The sequence below is a fragment of the Oceanobacillus sp. GQ8 genome, assembly GCF_059758495.1.
The window spans coordinates 298,171-315,551 of record NZ_JCAXEV010000001.1; the positions used below are offsets into that span (position 1 = coordinate 298,171).

Annotated in this window: 21 protein-coding genes; 12 read left to right on the forward strand and 9 right to left on the reverse strand. The window is 37.9% G+C overall.

Going from position 1 to position 17,381, the window contains the following annotated elements:
- Positions 1-85: 85 nt before the first annotated feature.
- The 7 genes from mnhG to AC6CHS_RS01595 all read right to left on the reverse strand — a co-directional run bounded on the left by mnhG (position 86) and on the right by AC6CHS_RS01595 (position 5,807).
- On the reverse strand, positions 86-463 hold the full coding sequence (mnhG, locus tag AC6CHS_RS01565; protein ID WP_498233716.1) for a monovalent cation/H(+) antiporter subunit G: 378 nt from the start codon (positions 461-463) through the stop codon (positions 86-88).
- Positions 456-767 (reverse strand): Na(+)/H(+) antiporter subunit F1, encoded by a 312-nt coding sequence (locus AC6CHS_RS01570; protein WP_036572444.1) that lies wholly within the window; start codon positions 765-767, stop codon positions 456-458. The genes mnhG and AC6CHS_RS01570 overlap by 8 nt, the downstream gene beginning before the upstream one ends.
- Entirely contained in the window at positions 764-1,240 is a 477-nt protein-coding gene (locus AC6CHS_RS01575) for a Na+/H+ antiporter subunit E (RefSeq protein ID WP_036572447.1), read from the reverse strand. The genes AC6CHS_RS01570 and AC6CHS_RS01575 overlap by 4 nt, the downstream gene beginning before the upstream one ends.
- A 7-nt stretch (positions 1,241-1,247) precedes the next feature.
- Positions 1,248-2,729: a Na+/H+ antiporter subunit D gene (locus AC6CHS_RS01580; RefSeq protein WP_498233717.1), complete on the reverse strand. Its 1,482-nt coding sequence runs from the start codon at positions 2,727-2,729 to the stop codon at positions 1,248-1,250.
- The gene (locus AC6CHS_RS01585; protein ID WP_036572450.1) at positions 2,722-3,060 is read right to left on the reverse strand and encodes a Na(+)/H(+) antiporter subunit C; all 339 of its coding nucleotides are present in this window, start codon (positions 3,058-3,060) and stop codon (positions 2,722-2,724) included. Before AC6CHS_RS01585 ends, AC6CHS_RS01580 begins: the two co-directional genes overlap by 8 nt.
- A complete protein-coding gene (locus AC6CHS_RS01590; RefSeq protein WP_498233718.1) occupies positions 3,060-5,381 on the reverse strand; it encodes a Na+/H+ antiporter subunit A in 2,322 nt (773 codons plus the stop codon). The genes AC6CHS_RS01585 and AC6CHS_RS01590 overlap by 1 nt, the downstream gene beginning before the upstream one ends.
- Before the next feature lie 279 nt (positions 5,382-5,660).
- Complete coding sequence (locus AC6CHS_RS01595) at positions 5,661-5,807, reverse strand: sporulation histidine kinase inhibitor Sda (RefSeq protein ID WP_036572456.1); 147 nt, start codon at positions 5,805-5,807, stop codon at positions 5,661-5,663.
- A gap of 567 nt (positions 5,808-6,374) precedes the next feature.
- Between AC6CHS_RS01595 and AC6CHS_RS01600 the strand changes: the two genes are divergently transcribed.
- The 11 genes from AC6CHS_RS01600 to AC6CHS_RS01650 all read left to right on the forward strand — a co-directional run bounded on the left by AC6CHS_RS01600 (position 6,375) and on the right by AC6CHS_RS01650 (position 15,176).
- A complete protein-coding gene (locus AC6CHS_RS01600; protein WP_036572458.1) occupies positions 6,375-6,890 on the forward strand; it encodes a YqeG family HAD IIIA-type phosphatase in 516 nt (171 codons plus the stop codon).
- 2 nt (positions 6,891-6,892) lie between these two features.
- Positions 6,893-7,996, forward strand: coding sequence for a ribosome biogenesis GTPase YqeH (yqeH, locus tag AC6CHS_RS01605; protein WP_498233719.1), 1,104 nt, complete (start codon positions 6,893-6,895; stop codon positions 7,994-7,996).
- Positions 7,997-8,006: 10 nt separating this feature from the next.
- Complete coding sequence (gene aroE, locus AC6CHS_RS01610) at positions 8,007-8,849, forward strand: shikimate dehydrogenase (RefSeq protein ID WP_106896988.1); 843 nt, start codon at positions 8,007-8,009, stop codon at positions 8,847-8,849.
- Positions 8,850-8,853: 4 nt separating this feature from the next.
- Complete coding sequence (gene yhbY, locus AC6CHS_RS01615) at positions 8,854-9,144, forward strand: ribosome assembly RNA-binding protein YhbY (protein ID WP_106896987.1); 291 nt, start codon at positions 8,854-8,856, stop codon at positions 9,142-9,144.
- 16 nt (positions 9,145-9,160) lie between these two features.
- Positions 9,161-9,727, forward strand: a complete 567-nt coding sequence (locus AC6CHS_RS01620) for a nicotinate-nucleotide adenylyltransferase (protein ID WP_106896986.1) — start codon at positions 9,161-9,163, stop codon at positions 9,725-9,727.
- Complete coding sequence (gene yqeK, locus AC6CHS_RS01625; RefSeq protein WP_106896985.1) at positions 9,717-10,292, forward strand: bis(5'-nucleosyl)-tetraphosphatase (symmetrical) YqeK; 576 nt, start codon at positions 9,717-9,719, stop codon at positions 10,290-10,292. The genes AC6CHS_RS01620 and yqeK overlap by 11 nt, the downstream gene beginning before the upstream one ends.
- Complete coding sequence (gene rsfS / locus AC6CHS_RS01630) at positions 10,293-10,643, forward strand: ribosome silencing factor (RefSeq protein WP_036572473.1); 351 nt, start codon at positions 10,293-10,295, stop codon at positions 10,641-10,643.
- A 4-nt stretch (positions 10,644-10,647) separates the two neighbouring features.
- Positions 10,648-11,406, forward strand: coding sequence for a class I SAM-dependent DNA methyltransferase (locus AC6CHS_RS01635; RefSeq protein ID WP_498233720.1), 759 nt, complete (start codon positions 10,648-10,650; stop codon positions 11,404-11,406).
- Between the two features lie 93 nt (positions 11,407-11,499).
- Complete coding sequence (locus AC6CHS_RS01640; RefSeq protein WP_106896983.1) at positions 11,500-12,093, forward strand: helix-hairpin-helix domain-containing protein; 594 nt, start codon at positions 11,500-11,502, stop codon at positions 12,091-12,093.
- Positions 12,094-12,315: 222 nt separating this feature from the next.
- A complete protein-coding gene (locus tag AC6CHS_RS01645; RefSeq protein WP_106896982.1) occupies positions 12,316-12,891 on the forward strand; it encodes a ComE operon protein 2 in 576 nt (191 codons plus the stop codon).
- 2 nt (positions 12,892-12,893) lie between these two features.
- Entirely contained in the window at positions 12,894-15,176 is a 2,283-nt protein-coding gene (locus AC6CHS_RS01650) for a DNA internalization-related competence protein ComEC/Rec2 (protein ID WP_498233721.1), read from the forward strand.
- Positions 15,177-15,358: 182 nt separating this feature from the next.
- Here the strand turns inward: AC6CHS_RS01650 and AC6CHS_RS01655 are convergent, their stop codons facing one another.
- Positions 15,359-15,493 (reverse strand): YqzM family protein, encoded by a 135-nt coding sequence (locus tag AC6CHS_RS01655; protein ID WP_036572483.1) that lies wholly within the window; start codon positions 15,491-15,493, stop codon positions 15,359-15,361.
- A 312-nt stretch (positions 15,494-15,805) separates the two neighbouring features.
- On the opposite strand from AC6CHS_RS01655, the gene holA reads away from it, so the two are divergent.
- On the forward strand, positions 15,806-16,822 hold the full coding sequence (gene holA, locus AC6CHS_RS01660; RefSeq protein WP_498233722.1) for a DNA polymerase III subunit delta: 1,017 nt from the start codon (positions 15,806-15,808) through the stop codon (positions 16,820-16,822).
- Positions 16,823-16,913: 91 nt separating this feature from the next.
- Here holA and rpsT read toward each other — a convergent pair whose 3' ends face one another.
- Positions 16,914-17,180, reverse strand: a complete 267-nt coding sequence (rpsT, locus tag AC6CHS_RS01665; RefSeq protein ID WP_379549705.1) for a 30S ribosomal protein S20 — start codon at positions 17,178-17,180, stop codon at positions 16,914-16,916.
- Positions 17,181-17,381 lie beyond the last annotated feature (201 nt).

Here is a 17,381-nt window from a genome sequence, read left to right on the forward strand (position 1 = left end):
ATCCGTATGTAACATATTCTATCTATATCTACTGAATAGATATCTTGAATTTTTTAAGAAAAAAAGCAACTAGTTATAGTCGCTTTTAACTTTTATCTGATGATTGTTGCTTGATATACGCATCTTTCGCTTCCTGATATGCATCTCCTCGATTTTTCAGGACTGGTTTTACCCCATTGGCATGTGCGGCTCTTCCGATCATGTGGGCCGATACGGGTGCCGTTAAAAGAATAAATACAATTGCGAGTAATAATTTACCACTCACAATGGAGTGCGCAGCGTAGAGATATAAGAACGCTGCGATTAATATAAAAGCAATACCTAAAGTGGAGGCTTTGGTAGCAGTATGCAGCCTCGTATAAACATCTGGAAATCGCACAATCCCTATGGAGGAAGACAGGATGAAGAACGTACCTGCCAACAGGGAGATGATAACAAGAATGTTAATGATAATATTAATCAACGTCTCTATCAATGATAACACCCTTTTCTAAATATTTTGCAATGGAAAGTGTTCCAAGGAATGCAAGAATTCCAACCAATAAAATAACATCATTTAGTTTGGATGTTACCAGATAGACTGCCATGATACCGGCTAAGGCCATAATGTTAATTCCTATTGCATCTAGCGCAACAGCGCGGTCCGGTTGGGTTGGACCGACAATGACCTGATAGAGAAGCAATAGAAGTGAAATAGCTATACCTGCAAAACTGATGGTGACAGCTATGTCTAGAATATTTTCGGTGATGGATAAAACCTCCGTCATCTTGACACCTCCAGAATTGCTTTCTCAAATGTATTTTTAATTGAAGAAATGGCTTCCTCACTGTCTTGTATGTGCATTGCATGGATAAATATTTTCGTGTTATCACGAGAAATAGCTACGGATAGGGTACCAGGCGTTAAGGAAATTAGATTTGCTAGCAACGTAATTTCCCAATTGCTTTTCACATCAATTGGCAATGCAAAAATACCTGGCTCAAAGTCCTGCTTCGGTTTGTATACAAGTTTTACAATTTCCCAGTTTGAAGATAACAATTCTTTTATAAAGAGGAGGAGCAGGGCTCCAATCTTAAAAATTCGCCTCAGATAAAAGGTATCAGGAACAAAACGGCGCAGAAGGAAAAGCAAAAGTATACCTAACAAGTAACCAGCAATAAAGCTGGGAGCAGAATACGATTCACTTAAGAACATCCATAAAAATGCGATGATTAAATTTATAACAATCTGAAATGCCATTAGTTCACTACTCCTTTAACACAGAATCAATATAGATTTGCGGATCCATCAGGTATGCAGCTATTGAGTCTGCAATAGGGTAGAAATATTCAGCTCCGACTCCCATTATGACTGAAAGAGCGAGCAAGAATACAATCGGAGCTACCATCCCTTTGGTAGATTTTTTCTCTATTGGGCCCATTGCATCTTTGTCACCCCAGAAAGCATGGATGAAAATTTTTGCAACAGAATATAGGATAAGCAGACTTGTTAAAAGTCCGATAAGGATGATAATTATATGCTCACCCTCAAACGCTCCTTGTAATAATAGAAGCTTTCCAATAAAACCACTAAATGGTGGAATACCTGCTAGCACAAACGCTGCAATAAATAAGAGCCAACCTAGTAGGGGATAGGTGTGAATAAGCCCTCCCATTTTCTTTAAGTCAGATGTACCAGCAATATAGGCGATAACACCAACAAGTAAAAATAGTGCTGATTTAATGATCATATCATGTACTAAATAATAGACGGATCCACTTATAGCTGTCTCGTTCATAACTCCTATCCCAAGGAGTATAAACCCAATTGCTGGAATTATATTGTATGCAATAATTAGCTTAATATTGGAAGTTGAGAGAGCTCCGATTATACCGAAGACCATCGACAACCCTGCAAACCAGATAAAGACTTCGTGGGTTAAGTCCACTCGATGGACGAAAATTAGTGTGAAAACACGGAAGATCGAATAAATACCTACTTTTGTTAACAGGGCACCGAATAAAGCAGAAATCACTGGATTCGGAACGACATACGATTTCGGAAGCCAGTAGTAAAGGGGAAATAAAGCCGCCTTCGTAGCAAAGACAAAGAATAGTAGGATACCTACAGTTGTTAATATTCCTTGTTGATCTGCTTCTTGAACGCGCTGCGCTATTTGTGCCATATTAACGGTCCCAACTGCACCATACACGAAGGCCACTGCCGTAACGAAAAGCATGGAGGAAAATAAGTTAATAAGTAAGTACTTTAGTGATTCCCTTAATTGTACTTTGTCACCACCAAGTACAATGAGTGCATAGGAAGCCATTAACAATACTTCAAAGAATACAAATAGGTTAAATAAATCCCCAGTAATGAAAGCCCCTGAGACACCCGTGATTAAGAAAAAGAAAAAAGGATAAAAATAGTAATTTTCTTTTTCTCCAAGTCCGGCAGAAGGGGCGTAAAAAGCACAGGCAACTGCAATGACGTTAGTAGTCATCACAAGGACAGCTGCAAGGGAATCCATTACAAGGACAATGCCGTACGGTGCTACCCAGTCACCTGTCTCCAGTATAATCGTACCATTCTTTAAAACTTCCCACACAATGTATCCACTTAAACCAAGCCCAATTAGAGAAAAAACTTTTGTTAAGGTACGGGAAACGTTCACTTTAGAATTGAAAAATATTAACACAATGGCTGCCACGAGTGGCAGGATGATTGGTAGAACTGCTAAATTACTCATTTGCCTTACCCCTTAATTGTTCCATATTATCTGTTTTATTTTCCTGTGTCGTCCGGTATGCCAGTACGAGAAGCAGACTGGTCACACCAAAGCTGATTACAATGGAAGTTAAAATTAATGCTTGGGGAAGGGGATCCGTGTAGTCGGAAACCCCTTCCGTAAGAATCGGAGGCTGCCCTGTTTTTAGCTTTCCCATTGTTAAAATGAACAGATGGGCACCATGAGATAGAAGAGCAGTTCCGATTACAATTCGTAGTAATTGTTTTTGCAGTAAATTGTAAATAGCCGTTGCAAATAATATACCTGATAAGATAAGGATGATTATTTCCATTATTCTGCCCCCTTGTTTTTCTTAAGTTTAATGAGGCTAAAGATGGCGAGTGCAGCAATACCGAGAACTGCAATTTCGAATAAGGTATCCAGCCCACGCATATCGACTAGGATAACGTTCACGACATTATCTCCGCCTCCTAGTTTGTAGGAGGTTTTTAGGAAGTAATCCGAAATGGAGTCAAACCAGTTCGTGCTATAGGCAGATATACCAATTAAAGTCATCATGGCACCAAACCCAATTGCCAATACAGCATTTAGCGTTTTGGACCCACTTGAATCGTCTGTTTTTCTTAACTTCGGCAAATGGTAAAAGCATAGAATAAACAATGCTACTGTTATGGTTTCTACAACAAACTGTGTTAGTGCTATATCCGGTGCTCGGTAGATAACAAATAGTAGAGCAACCCCATAACCAACCACTCCTAGTATAAGAAGAGCAGCCATATTATGTTTTGTAAATATCGTTGCGATGGCAGCCACTACCATGATAATGACAATAGACACTTCAATAATGGTAATGTCAGCAAGGTTATTTGAGCTAATCGTAAATCCATCTGTTAGCAACATAAAGCCGGTTGTCACGATAATCATCGTGGCGAGAATCAAGGACATGTACAGCTTTAATGAACCAGTCATATATGAATTCGTAATACCTGCAGAGTAGGTATCCAGCTTGTTAACAAGACCGTCATAAACTCGGTTAAAACTTAACTTGCCAGGTAGAACTTTGTACACACCACTCCACTTTTTCCGTGTTAAGAACAACACGATTCCAAGAGCAACAACGATTAGGGACATATGAAGTGGGGTGAAATCCCAACCGTGCCAGAAACCAATTTTATGGTATTCTGCATTACTGTTAACCGCTTCTGCAGCATGTTGAATGAAAGGTGCATTAACAATGTTAGGAAATAATCCAATTAAAATTACACCAAGGACGAGAATAATGGGTGATAGTAACATTCCAACAGGTGCTTCATGTGGTTTCTTCGGTAATTGATTAAGCTTTTTAGGTCCTGTGAAAACACCAAAAAAGAAATACATAGAGTATACAAAGGTGAAGATACTTCCAAGAATAGCTAAATAAGGAATTAGCTCAGTTAATAAGGAAGCACTCTCCAAATCCAAGGTAGCTTCAAAGAATAATTCTTTACTATAAAAACCATTCAGGAATGGGAACGGAACACCTGCCATAGAAAATGTTCCAAATATAGCCAATGTTGCAGAGATAGGAAGAAGTGTAAACAATCCACCTAATTTTCTAATATCCCTTGTGCCTGTTTCATGATCGATAATTCCTGCAATCATAAAGAGGCTTCCCTTAAACGTGGCATGGTTTAAAATATGGAAGACAGCAGCAAAGACCGCCGCAGTTGTACCAAATCCTAGCATTGCCATGATCATACCTAGCTGACTGATGGTTGAAAATGCAAGGATTGCTTTTAGGTCTGTTTGTCTCACTGCCATGTATGAGCCCCAGCAAAGTGTTACGATTCCAACGAGACTAACTGTAATAAAGAAACCTTCATAACCAGAGAATATTGGAGAAAATCTTGCTATCAGGAAGATTCCTGCTTTAACCATGGTAGCCGAGTGAAGATAGGCACTAACCGGAGTAGGTGCTTCCATAGCGTCTGGTAGCCAGATGTGAAATGGAAACTGAGCGGATTTAGTAAAAGCTCCAAGCAGAATGAATGCAAGAATTAATGGAAGATAATTACTTGAAAGTATGACATCTGTTTGGCTGATCATCTCTTGAATACTTGTTGTGCCTGTTATAACGGAGAGCAGAATGAAACCGCCGAACATGCTCAAACCACCAAAAATGGTAATTAGCATTGATTTTAATGCACCATATCTCGATCTTTCTTTAAAATGCCAATAACCAATTAGCAGGAATGAAGAAATAGATGTTAACTCCCAGAATGTATATAAGACAAATACATTATCTGAAAGAACAACTCCAAACATTGCCGTCATAAAGAGCAATAAGTAAACGTAAAAATGGCCTAGTCGTTCTTGTTTATCCAAATAGAAGATGGAATAAAGGACAACAAGTGATCCTATCCCGCTTATCAATAGAACAAATAATAAGCTCAACCCATCAAGATAGAAATCCAAATTAATTCCTAGAGAGGGGATCCAATTGTAGGTTTGCCGAATAGGTGTAAAGTCTTTTCCTACAAATCTAATAAAATACAGAAAGATAAAGAATGGCACAAAGAAAGTGAATATCCCAGTATGTATCTTATTTTTAGCCTTGCTGAGTGTGGGAATAAAACAAGCAACAAGAAGTGGTATTAATACAGCAAATATCATCTAACGGTATTCCTCCTTATAAAATCTTAGTTGTATCTCTATGTGTAAATCCTCTGCTCTTCCATTGAGTAATTGGTTTTAATTCAAAATCTACTAGACCCTTATATTTTCTCCAAACACATTTTTAATACAAAAACGATGGTCTGCTGTAGGCTATGTAAGTTCCAATATTCAAGGATTAGTTTAACACAATATAAATTTAAGAAAAATAAATAACCCCTGTTATTTCGCAAAATAATAGGGGTTAACGCGTTTCTTCATATTTAAATATAAAATTTTTTAGACGGGTCTTTTTTCTGTGATTTTATGGGACAATCTCCTTCTGTGAATTTCCTCTTCAATTAAGTTTAGAAAGTCAGGGCTCAAATTTAATTCATTTGCTGTGTAATAAGATTCAATTAATAGTTCATCTGACAAATGTTCCATCAACTCAGCCCTCCTAAAGTTTGTAATTTTCCCAATTAGGTTATTAATAACTTACCACTTTATATATGGCAGGACAAGGCGAAAGTTATCTACAAACCCTTGTAGATAAGGTGTGTATAATTACTTTTTTATATCGACAAATGTTGTTACAACAACTTTTCTTATGTTAGTAAAGTTATCCACAATTGCGGATTTTAGGGATATTTGTCGAACGATTCTTGGAATATTTATAGCTATCTACAAGATTCAACACAGATGCGTTTCGTTTTTATAATGAAAGAAAGACGATTTATGCAAAATTCCATGAAATTCCTCTAAAGAACTTTTTCTTTTAATTTACACTGCATTCTATGCCCAAGTGGTGAGATGAAAAGGGGATCTAACTCCCAGTTATTGTCTGATCCTGTCCAAGTCCCGTTTTGGTCATACCCTCCTAGTATTACCAAGCATCCAAAAGAAATCCCCCACAGATTGAAGTTTTACATTATGGAATGTTATTATAGAATGGTTTATAATGGTGATTCGTATGAAGTTCGAACTGATGATTGAGAATATGAGGTGTGAAGGTTGTTAAAAAAGTTTTTGCCGAACGAACATGTGAAAAGCGTTTTTGATATTAATCCAGAAGTTTTAAAAAGCAAAGGTATTAAAGGTATTATTACAGATCTTGACAACACGCTAGTTGCTTGGGATGTGAAGGATGCTACTCCGGAAGTAATTGAATGGTTCAAACAAATGAAAGAAAATGACATTAAAGTAACGATTATTTCAAACAATAAGCAGGAGCGAGTCAAAGTATTTTCTGAGCCATTGGAAACGCCATTCGTTTTTAGTGCAAGAAAGCCTTTGAGCAAAGCCTTTAAGTCGGTAGCAAAACAAATGGGAATGAAGAAAGAAGAAATTGTAGTGATTGGCGATCAGTTGCTAACAGATGTTTTAGGTGGGAACTTTGCTGGTTTCTATACCATTTTAGTTGTACCGATAGTTCAAACAGATGGAAAAATAACGAAGATCAACCGGAAGATTGAACGAAGAATATTACATTATATGAGGAAAAAAGGAAAAATCACCTGGGAGGAATAGGGATGGAAGAATTATATTGTCAAGGTTGTGGTGTCCTTATTCAAACTTCAGACCCACAAGCGCCTGGTTACACACCAGCATCTTCATTGGAAAAGGAGAACATACTCTGTAAACGTTGCTTTCGATTGAAGCATTATAATGAAATTCAGGACGTAGCCATTACAGACGATGATTTCTTGAAGATGGTTAGCTCGATTAGAAGTGCGAATGGGCTCGTAGTACATGTTGTAGATATATTTGATGTGCATGGCAGCCTGATTAAAAGTCTACCAAGAATTGTAGGAGATAATCCCATTGTATTGGTCGGTAATAAGGTTGATCTGCTGCCTAAATCAACAAACAAGCGGAAATTGGAACAATGGCTTCGGTCCTCGGCCAAGGAGGCTGGTATTAATGTCAAGGAAGTTTGCTTAATTTCCTCAACAAATGGATACGGTATGAAGGACCTGACTGAAGTTATTGAGGAACAACGTAAAAACCGAGATGTATATATAGTAGGGACGACAAACGTTGGGAAATCCACGTTTATAAATCGCTTGATTAAACAATCGACCGGGTATGGAGAAGTAATTACCACTTCTTATTTCCCTGGCACAACCCTTGGATTCATTGAGATTCCTCTTGATGATGAAACATCATTAATCGACACACCTGGTATTGTGAATAGGCAGCAAATTGCGCACTATGTATCTGAACAAGACTTAAAGCTTATTACACCGAACAAGGAAATTAAGCCAAGAGTGTATCAATTGAACAGTGGGCAAACTCTTTACTTTGGTGGATTGGCAAGATTAGACTTCGTAAAAGGGAAACGAACTTCCTTTGTATGTTATTTCTCTAATCAAGTTCCTATACACCGAACAAAATTAGAAAATGCAGATGAATTATATGAACAACATATTGGGGAGCTACTGTCACCACCTGATCAAAAGACATTAGAGGTTCTACCAGAACTAAAAGAGAATGCTTTCCGGCTAACAGGTGGGGAAAAGACGGATATCGTATTTCCTGGCCTGGGTTGGGTAAGTGTGATTGCAGAAGATGTAACAGTTGCGGCTCACAGTCCAAAAGAGGTTTCCGCCTCTATTAGAAAATCATTATTATAGGGGGGAGCTTATGGTCTATCGTCTTGGGTTAATTGGATATCCGATTGAACATTCTCTTTCTCCATGGATTCATGAGTCCTTTATGAATCAAGTTAGAGTAAATGGTAGCTATAGACGAATAGAAATTTCGCCTGATACGAACTTTCATGAAGAGATTTCCATGCTAAAACAGGAAAATTTGAATGGCTTTAATATTACAGTTCCTTATAAGCAGAAGATTCTTCCCTTTTTAGACCAGGTCGATCCCGGAGCAGCTGATATTGGTGCTGTTAATACAATTTGTGTTGAGGATGGGCAATGGATAGGATATAACACAGATGGCATGGGTTATTTACGGTCGCTTGTAGAAGAATATCCAGAAATAATAAAACAGGATAAAGTACATGTCTTACTACTTGGTGCAGGTGGGGCTTGTAGGGGAATCTATCATGCTTTTGTGAATGCAGGTTTTAAAAACGTCGATATTGCAAATCGGACAATAGAAAAGGCAGAGGAAATTGCACTTCTTCAAGGTGAGGGAACCGTGACAGAAGTGTTCACATTAGAAGAGGCAGCAAGACTAACTGGACGGTACGATCTCATTATCCAGACCTCCTCGGTGGGTATGAAACCAGAAACGGATACATCAATTATTCCATTAAACCAAATAAAAAAGGGCGCAATCGTAAGCGATATCGTTTACCAACCGATTAAGACTGCTTTTTTACAGCAGGCTGATGATCTTGGAGCGAAACTCCACTACGGGCATACTATGTTATTGTACCAGGCACAGTATGCTTTTGAAATTTGGACAGGCAAGCGCGTACCTATTGGTGAGATGGATAGGGAATTAAAAACAATATTGGAAGGATGATACGATGTTAACAGGTAAGCAGAAACGATTTTTGCGAGCTGAAGCAAATCAGCTTAAGCCTATTTTCCAAGTAGGAAAAGATGGGGTAAATGACAACATGATAGAGCAAATAGGAGATGCACTCGAGAAGAGGGAATTACTTAAGGTAAGTATTTTACAAAATTGCCTTGAGGATAAGCATACTGTTGCGGAAAAACTAGCAGAGGGAACGGGAGCGGAAATTGCTCAAATAATTGGAAACAATATTGTGCTTTACCGCGAGTCTGAAGAGAACAAACAGCTTTTACTTCCCTAAAGAAGGGGTGTTTAATATGAAGAAAGTAGGTATCCTAGGTGGCACGTTTGACCCTCCGCATCTCGGTCATCTGATGATTGCTGAGGAAGCGCGTGAAAAACTTGAATTAGAGGAAGTTTGGTTTATTCCTTCCTTTACTCCGCCACATAAAGCGGATCTAGGTACAACTGCAGAAGATCGTATGAAAATGGTTAATTGTGCAATTAGTAATAATCCCTTTTTCAAGCTGAATACAATAGAAATAGATAGGACGGGAAAATCCTATACAATTGATACCATCAAGCGTTTAAAGGAAATGCATCCTGATCATGACTTCTATTTTATTATCGGCGCAGATATGGTGGAATATTTGCCGAAATGGTATCAAATTGAAGAGTTAGTTAACTTAGTACAATTTGTAGGGGTTAAAAGAGCAGGATCAACATTAGACACGGATTACCCTGTAATAATCGTTGATATTCCTAGTGTTGACATTTCTTCAACAGATTTGAGGCAAAGGGTTAAATTAAATCAACAAATCACTTATCTAACCACAGAACGTGTGCAAGCGTATATTAAGGAGAATTATTTATATGGAAATTAGTAAGGCGAAGGAGCTTGTAGAGCCTCACCTAACAGAGGCAAGGTTTGACCATTCACTTCGGGTAGCAGAAACAGCGCGCTATCTAGTTGATCTCTATGGTGGGTCAAAGGAAAAGGCGGAGTTAGCAGGAATTTTACACGATTATGCTAAGTATCGTCCTTTAGAAGAAATGGAACAGCAAATCAAAGCATTTAACTTGCCTAACGATTTATTGGACTTTCATTCTGAGCTATGGCATGCACCAATTGGAGCAATTTTGGTTGAAGAGGAATGTGGCCTAAAAGACGAAGATATTAAGGGCGCTATCAAATACCATACAACTGGAAGAGCCAATATGACCAAGTTAGAAAAGATTATTTTTTTGGCTGACTATATTGAACCAGGAAGAAGCTTTCCTGGGATAGAAGAAGTTAGAGAGTCGGCGAAAACTAATTTGGAGCATGCCTGCTGGCTAGCAGTTCGAAATACAATACAATATTTAATAAGAAAAAATGCTAAAATCTACCCGGATACATTCCATGCTTACAATGATTTAAGCAGTCATATAAACGGAGGTAATGAATGAATGGAAAATAAGGAAATTGTAAAATTAGCAGCAAAGGCTTGTGATGACAAGCGTGCAGAAGATATTACGGCACTTGATATGAATGAGGTGTCATTAGTTGCAGATTACTTTTTAATTTGCCATGCAAACACAGAAAGACAGGTTCAGGCAATAGCGCGAGGCATTAAAGAAGCGATGGATGAGGCAGGTGTAGCTGTTAGTCGAATTGAAGGCCTAGAACAATCCAGATGGGTACTTGTTGATTTAGGTGACGTTGTATGTCATGTGTTCCATAGAGAAGAGCGTGTTTATTATAATCTTGAAAGACTCTGGGGAGACGCAGAACGCCTTCAGTTTGATCATGAGGGCTAGATAGATGGCCTATAAACAGATGGCTAACGTATACGACCGCCTCATGGAGAGTGCACCGTATGATGCCTGGCTTGAATTTACGCAATACATCTTTAAAGAATATGGAACATCCGTACAAAAAATCGCTGATTTAGGTTGTGGCACTGGTGAGATAACCAAACGACTTGCGATGGAGGACTATCAGGTGATAGGTGTTGATTATTCCTCCGACATGCTAGCATATGCGGAACAAAAGTGTAGTAATGCAGGCCTTAAAGTCCAGTGGTTAAATCAGGATCTAAAAGATTTACAAGGCCTTGGGGATTTGGATGCAGCTATTAGCTATTGTGATGTAATCAACTATATTACTGAGGAAAATGATTTAACAAGCGTCTTTCAAGGAGTGGCGGATAGCCTTAAAGAAGATGGGCTGTTCATTTTTGATGTGCATTCCATCCATCAAGTCGAAAATAACTACGTAAACCAAACCTTTGCAGATGTACTGGAAGATGCTTCCTATATTTGGTTCTGTCATCAAGGAGAGGTGCCAGGAGAAATGTTTCATGAGTTGACTTTTTTTCAGTCTCAAGAGGACGACACATATGTACGATTTGATGAAAATCATCACCAACGGACATATAAACCGAATTTTTATATAAATTTATTAAAGAGGACAGGCTTTAAAAACATAAAAGTACACGGGGATTTCCAGGAGAATGAAGAAATTGACTTGGAACATGCGGAGAGAATCTTTTTTTCAGCTGAAAAAGGGAAGGATAGTTAAACTATCCTCCTCTTTTTTTGTTTGAAGGAATACGAGAGTTGGTATCGAATATAAAAGATATCCCCTAATTTTAATGAAAGGAGATGGAAAACGTTGTTAAAAACAGTAAAAAAAGCGGGGATCTTTATTGTCGCGGCTGCTGTTATGATCCTGTTTCTGTTTCTCTCAAGAGATAATTCTACTACAGGTGATAAAAACCTCAATCAAGTAACCCCCTCCCAAACGGATGATCCTCCGGACGATACTGAAGATGCCTTTGTCGAGGATGTTTCAATTTATGTCGATATTAAAGGAGAGGTAAACAATCCTGGTGTCTTTGAAGCTACTCCAGGGGAACGAGTCCATGATATGATCCAAAGAGCTGGTGGCTTCACAAATGAAGCTGATCAAACTCAAGTAAATCTTGCACAAAAGGTACATGATGAGATGAGTATTATTGTCCCGACAACCGGAGACGTTATTGAAAATGTGTCCAATAACGAGATAGGCTCAGAAAAGGTACATCTTAATTCGGCTAGCAAAGAAGAAATTGAGACACTGAGTGGGATTGGGCCGAGTAAAGCAGAGGCAATTATTGCTTATCGAGAAGAAAATGGACTTTTTCAATCGTTGGAAGATTTACTTAATGTTTCGGGAATTGGTGAAAAAACAATCGAACAGTTACAAGATTCTATTCAAGTGCCATAACCACTTTATTCCGGTGCAACCGTCCGTAAAACTCTCACTTCCAAACATGAAGTGAAACTGTAAGTTTATAGTGGGAATAAACGGACGCTAACACCCCGATTCGTTCAAATAAAAATCAGTGGGGGAAATGAAAACCCCCGCTGATTGAAGTTTCACTTTATTGACGAACAGAAATAACGAAAGGTAAACTACTAATAGCATATTGAAAAAGGGGACTTAAAAATGGAAAGAATTTCGTGGGATCAGTATTTTATGGCACAAAGTCAGCTACTTGCATTGAGAAGTACCTGTACTAGATTGATGGTAGGTGCGTCCATTGTAAGAGATAAACGAATTATTGCTGGTGGCTATAATGGGAGTGTCTCCGGAAGTATCCACTGTATTGATGAAGGCTGTTATGTAGTGGATGGTCATTGCGTACGAACCGTGCATGCGGAAGCAAATGCATTATTACAATGTGCTAAATTTGGGGTGCCAACGCAAGATGCGGATGTCTACGTGACTCATTTCCCATGCCTTCAATGTTCTAAGCAATTAATTCAAGCAGGTATTAAAACGATCTATTATAAAGAAGATTACCGAAACAATGAATATGCCATTCAGTTATTTAAAGAAGCTGGTGTTTCTGTGAAAAAGGTTGCCTTGGATTACTTAGCTGTAGATTTAAATTATCAGGAAAAACAAAACTATGTTGACGAGTTGCTTGCTATGTTGTCGGATAGTACCGAGCATAAGGAATTTGAAAAACTAAAAGAGAAAGCGGACGCCTTATTTTCCGCAACAACTAGTAGGGGTTAAGCTTGAAAGGAAACTGGCATATCGTAGCGATGGCTGTCACGGTTAGTATTATCACCGTTCTGGCATCGAATTATCTCTTTGTTGCCTGCTATATTATATGGCTCGGATACTTATTTTTTCAAAGAAGGCTGAGAAAGGCTACGTTTCTTCTGACTTCAGCCTTCCTTTGCTTTTTCCTCCTCTACACTCCAAAGATCCAAGATTCCCAACCTGGATTCTCAGAAACCTCGCTTCCTGAACAAAGCTTTATTGGTCAAATTAGCGGGCCGATCGAAAAGAAACCAACACATATCCAATTCACCTTTGAAGATAACGCCACTAATCAACGTTACCTCGTTATGTACTTCCAAAATGATGTCTCAGAAACATTAAACTCATCTCATTTAAAGTCTGACGCTACTTGTGAATTCCAAGGGGTTCCAGAACGCCCTAATCCGAGTACGAATCCTGGGGAATTTAACTATCGGGACTATTTAGCTTCGAAGAAAATAACGTATCAAGTCAATTTAAGCACTTTACATGACGTTACCTGTACAGGCCAAGACTTATTTCACCGCTTTTACACCTTACGTGAAAATATATCCACCTATATAGATAAACGAGTATCTTCAAATACGAGTGCCTGGATGAAGGGCTTAGTACTGGGAGATGATTCCGCAATCCCTGAAGATACCATTGAACTTTTTCAAAGATGGAGTCTATCTCATCTTTTGGCAATTTCAGGTTTACATGTTGGTTTATTTGTGGCTTTTTTGTATTTCGCCCTAATAAAACTCAATTTGCTTACAAAAGAAAAAGCACAGTGGCTTATACTATTTTTACTTCCTGCCTATGCAGTTGTAGCTGGAGGAGAGCCTTCGATTTGGCGTGCAAGCATGATGGTAGTATGTTTTATCCTCTTAAGAAAATTTAAGAGAGCCTTTAGTTACACCGACGTCCTTAGTTTAGTGTTTCTACTATTTGTTTTAATAAATCCTTATATGGTTTACCATGTTGGGTTTCAACTTTCATTCCTCGTTACGCTAGGATTACTTCTCTCACAAAAATGGCTTTCTAATTCAAATTCACTGATAGAACAAGGATTAAAGATTAGCTTTGTAGCCCAAATGATGATCCTTCCATTGTTGTTCCATCATTTCTACATTTTTCAACCACTCTCTGTCTTGGTCAACACTCTTGTCGTTCCGTATTTCTCTGTTCTGGTCATTCCCTCCATGTTCCTTTTTCTCCTCATTTCTCCTTTACCGATTATCAATGTCTTCGATAAGTTATTTTCAATGACGCAAAATGTACTTTTAACTTTGCTTACGTTCTTTGACGAGCATGTTAATTATCCATGGACAATGGACGGGATGGCAATTGAGTTTGTTGCTGTCTATTACGGGTTATTTTTTGTTTTTATGTATTATGTACAAAACAAAGACAACAAAAATGCATTTGTCGCCGGCTCAACTATCATGGTTTTAGTTTCGTATTTTGTAGCTATACCCTATTTCTCGCCGTATGGAGTGGTTACAATGCTTGATATTGGGCAGGGAGATGCCTATGTAGTTGAATTGCCATACCGCAAAGGAGTTTTTCTAATAGATGCGGGCGCTGGTGTATCGTTTCCTGAACGAACACCAACCAACTCGAAATATAAACAAATCATTCAGCCCTATTTAAAATCGAGAGGGGTTACTAAGCTTGATGCCATTATAATAACGCATAAGGATATTGATCATTCAGGCAGTGTCCAATATTTGGCTGAGGAGTATAAGACAGATCAAATTATAGTGAGTGAATATTATGAGATTGATCAGATGTCAAAAGAATTATGGAATCAAAAAAATATTACAGTTCAGCGTGTTAAACAGGGGGATCAACTTAATTTGGGAGGACAACAGCTACATGTGCTGGCACCAATGAATGATAAAGGATCTCCAAATGAAAATTCAATCGTACTACTATCAGAATTTGGTGGACAATCGTGGCTATTCACAGGTGACATTGGCAGGGAGGAAGAAAAGAAGCTTATGCGTTCTTACGACCATTTATCTATTGATGTATTAAAAGTTGCGCATCATGGTAGTAGTTCATCATCGGATGATACATTTTTAGAACATATCGAACCAGAAATTGCGTTGATATCAGCTGGAAGGAATAATAGATATGGCCATCCAACTGAGGAAGTCATTGCTGGATTAGAGAATGTTGAAGCCACAATTTTACGAACAGATAAAGATGGAGCCGTACAGTTTGTATTTACCCAAGAAGAAGGAACCTTTTATAAATTTCTACCATAGGATAATGTATGACCAAAAGCACAGGGTTAGGTTAAGAAGCAAAGCTAGCCTGATGATGCTACTTTCATTAAAGAATGCTACATGCTCATTTTATAACTCCAAGAAAAAAAGAGACTGTATCGGAGCAGTCTCTTGGTTAATCAGCACGGCACATTGCTGACTACTTATTACTTTATTCACGTCTAACGGCCGGCTACGCTGATAATGACACCGATCGCAAAAATTAAAGTGAAGAAAATAAATGAAAAAGCAAAGCCTTTAATGGAATCAACTACATCATTGTTTTTGGATTGTACATTCTTTTCAAAATCATTCACTTTTACCCCTCCTATATCACCATTTAGTATAAATTAAAAACGTTAAAAAATCCACTTATGGCTAAATATTTATTACAGACGATTTATACGTCTCCAATTATAGAAAGACTTAACAACCATACTTTAAGGCATTGATGGATACTCTATAAAGGAGAACAAATATCGTTTTGCCGATAGTTCCTAGGCCTTGAAGCAAAGCGTTTATATAGATATCGGAGGGAAATAATGAAGTTTATTTCCCTCTAAAAATTCCTTGCTATTCCACCTTTGAAGACGTACCATTATGGTATACATAGTAGTGGAGTGAGTGGAATGAGTTATCTGGAAGTCATGAAAAGTTTGAAAAAAGAAGTTGCTCCGGTTTATATGATTTACGGAACGGAAACATATTTTATCGAGAAACTTAAAAAGGAACTAATAAAGCAAGTGTTGGGCCAAGAGAAGGAAAATCTTTCGATATATGAATTAGATGAGACACCAATTCAAGAGGTCGTTACGGATACGGAAACCTATCCTTTTTTTGGTGGTAGGAAGTTAGTTTTTGCAAATAACCCAGTCTTTTTAAAAGCTAAGCCTGATAAATTATCCTTTGAACATGAGGTAAGTACATTAGAAAGATACCTTTCTAACCCTGTTGATTACACGGTCCTTGTGTTGATAGCACCATATGAAAAAATAGATGAACGAAAGAAAGTAAGTAAGCTACTTAAAAAGCAAGCAACAGTGGCAGTATGTAACCCGGTAAAAGAGTATGAAGTCAATAAATGGATTAAAGACTTAGCTGTTCAATTTAAAGTCAGCATTGCTCCTGATGCTTTGGAAATTTTTGAATCAGAGTTGTCAACTAACCTACAGATGCTAGAGAATGAATTGACGAAGTTGGCTTTATATGTAGGAGAGAATGGGGTTATTACAAGGGAGATTGCAGAACAGTTAATTGCACATACTGCAGATAACTCATCGCTTCGTTTGGTTGATGCTGTAATAGAGGGAGATTTGTATAAGGCAATCTCTATTTCTAAGGATTTGCAGAAATTGAAGGAAGAACCAATTGCCCTAATTGGATTGCTTAGTTTTCAGTTTCGCACCATCTTAAGAGTAAAACTGTTAAAACAGAAGGGGTATACACAGTCCCAGATGCAAAAGCAACTTGGTGTACACCCTTATGTTATTAAAATTGCCTTAAGCAGGGAGAAGAAATTTCAGCTTCATGTGTTGCAACGTATAATGGACAAGCTTGCTAATGCCGATGCAGCAATGAAAGTTGGCGGAATGGAAAAAGAGCTTACTCTGGAGCTTCTGCTCTATGATTTAGTGCAAATAAGATGATGGGCTCTTAGGGGATTTTGATCTAAGTAACAAAATAAGTTTTTGGAAAGTAAAAAAACGATCCTTAGGGGATCGTTTTTTATTTGGTCTATTAAGCACCAATTGTATTAACTTTTTTAGTCAGACGGGATTTTTGACGATCACCGTTGTTTTGATGAATAATTCCTTTTTGAACAGCTTTGTCAATATGCTTGATTGTTGTTTGCAAAGCAGTTTTTGCGTTTTCCGCATCATTTGCTTCTACTAGACGTTCAACACGTTTAATTTGAGAACGCATTTCTGATTTCTGAGCGTTATTTTGCAAGCGTTTTTTGCTGTTTGTTTCTACGCGCTTCATTGCAGATTTAATATTAGCCATTATTTCACCTCCTAAAAGAACTTCAACTTACATTCCAATTCTAATGTATCCCAATCTAATTTAAGCAAAGGCAATGCCTTCATTACTTTGTTAGTGGACAAGAGACATTTTACCAAAGGAACCGATTGTTTTCAATAGCTTTGTTGTCTTCTTCAGCAAATTGTATGTTTTAAGTGAATTTGTTAATTCTAATTACTAATG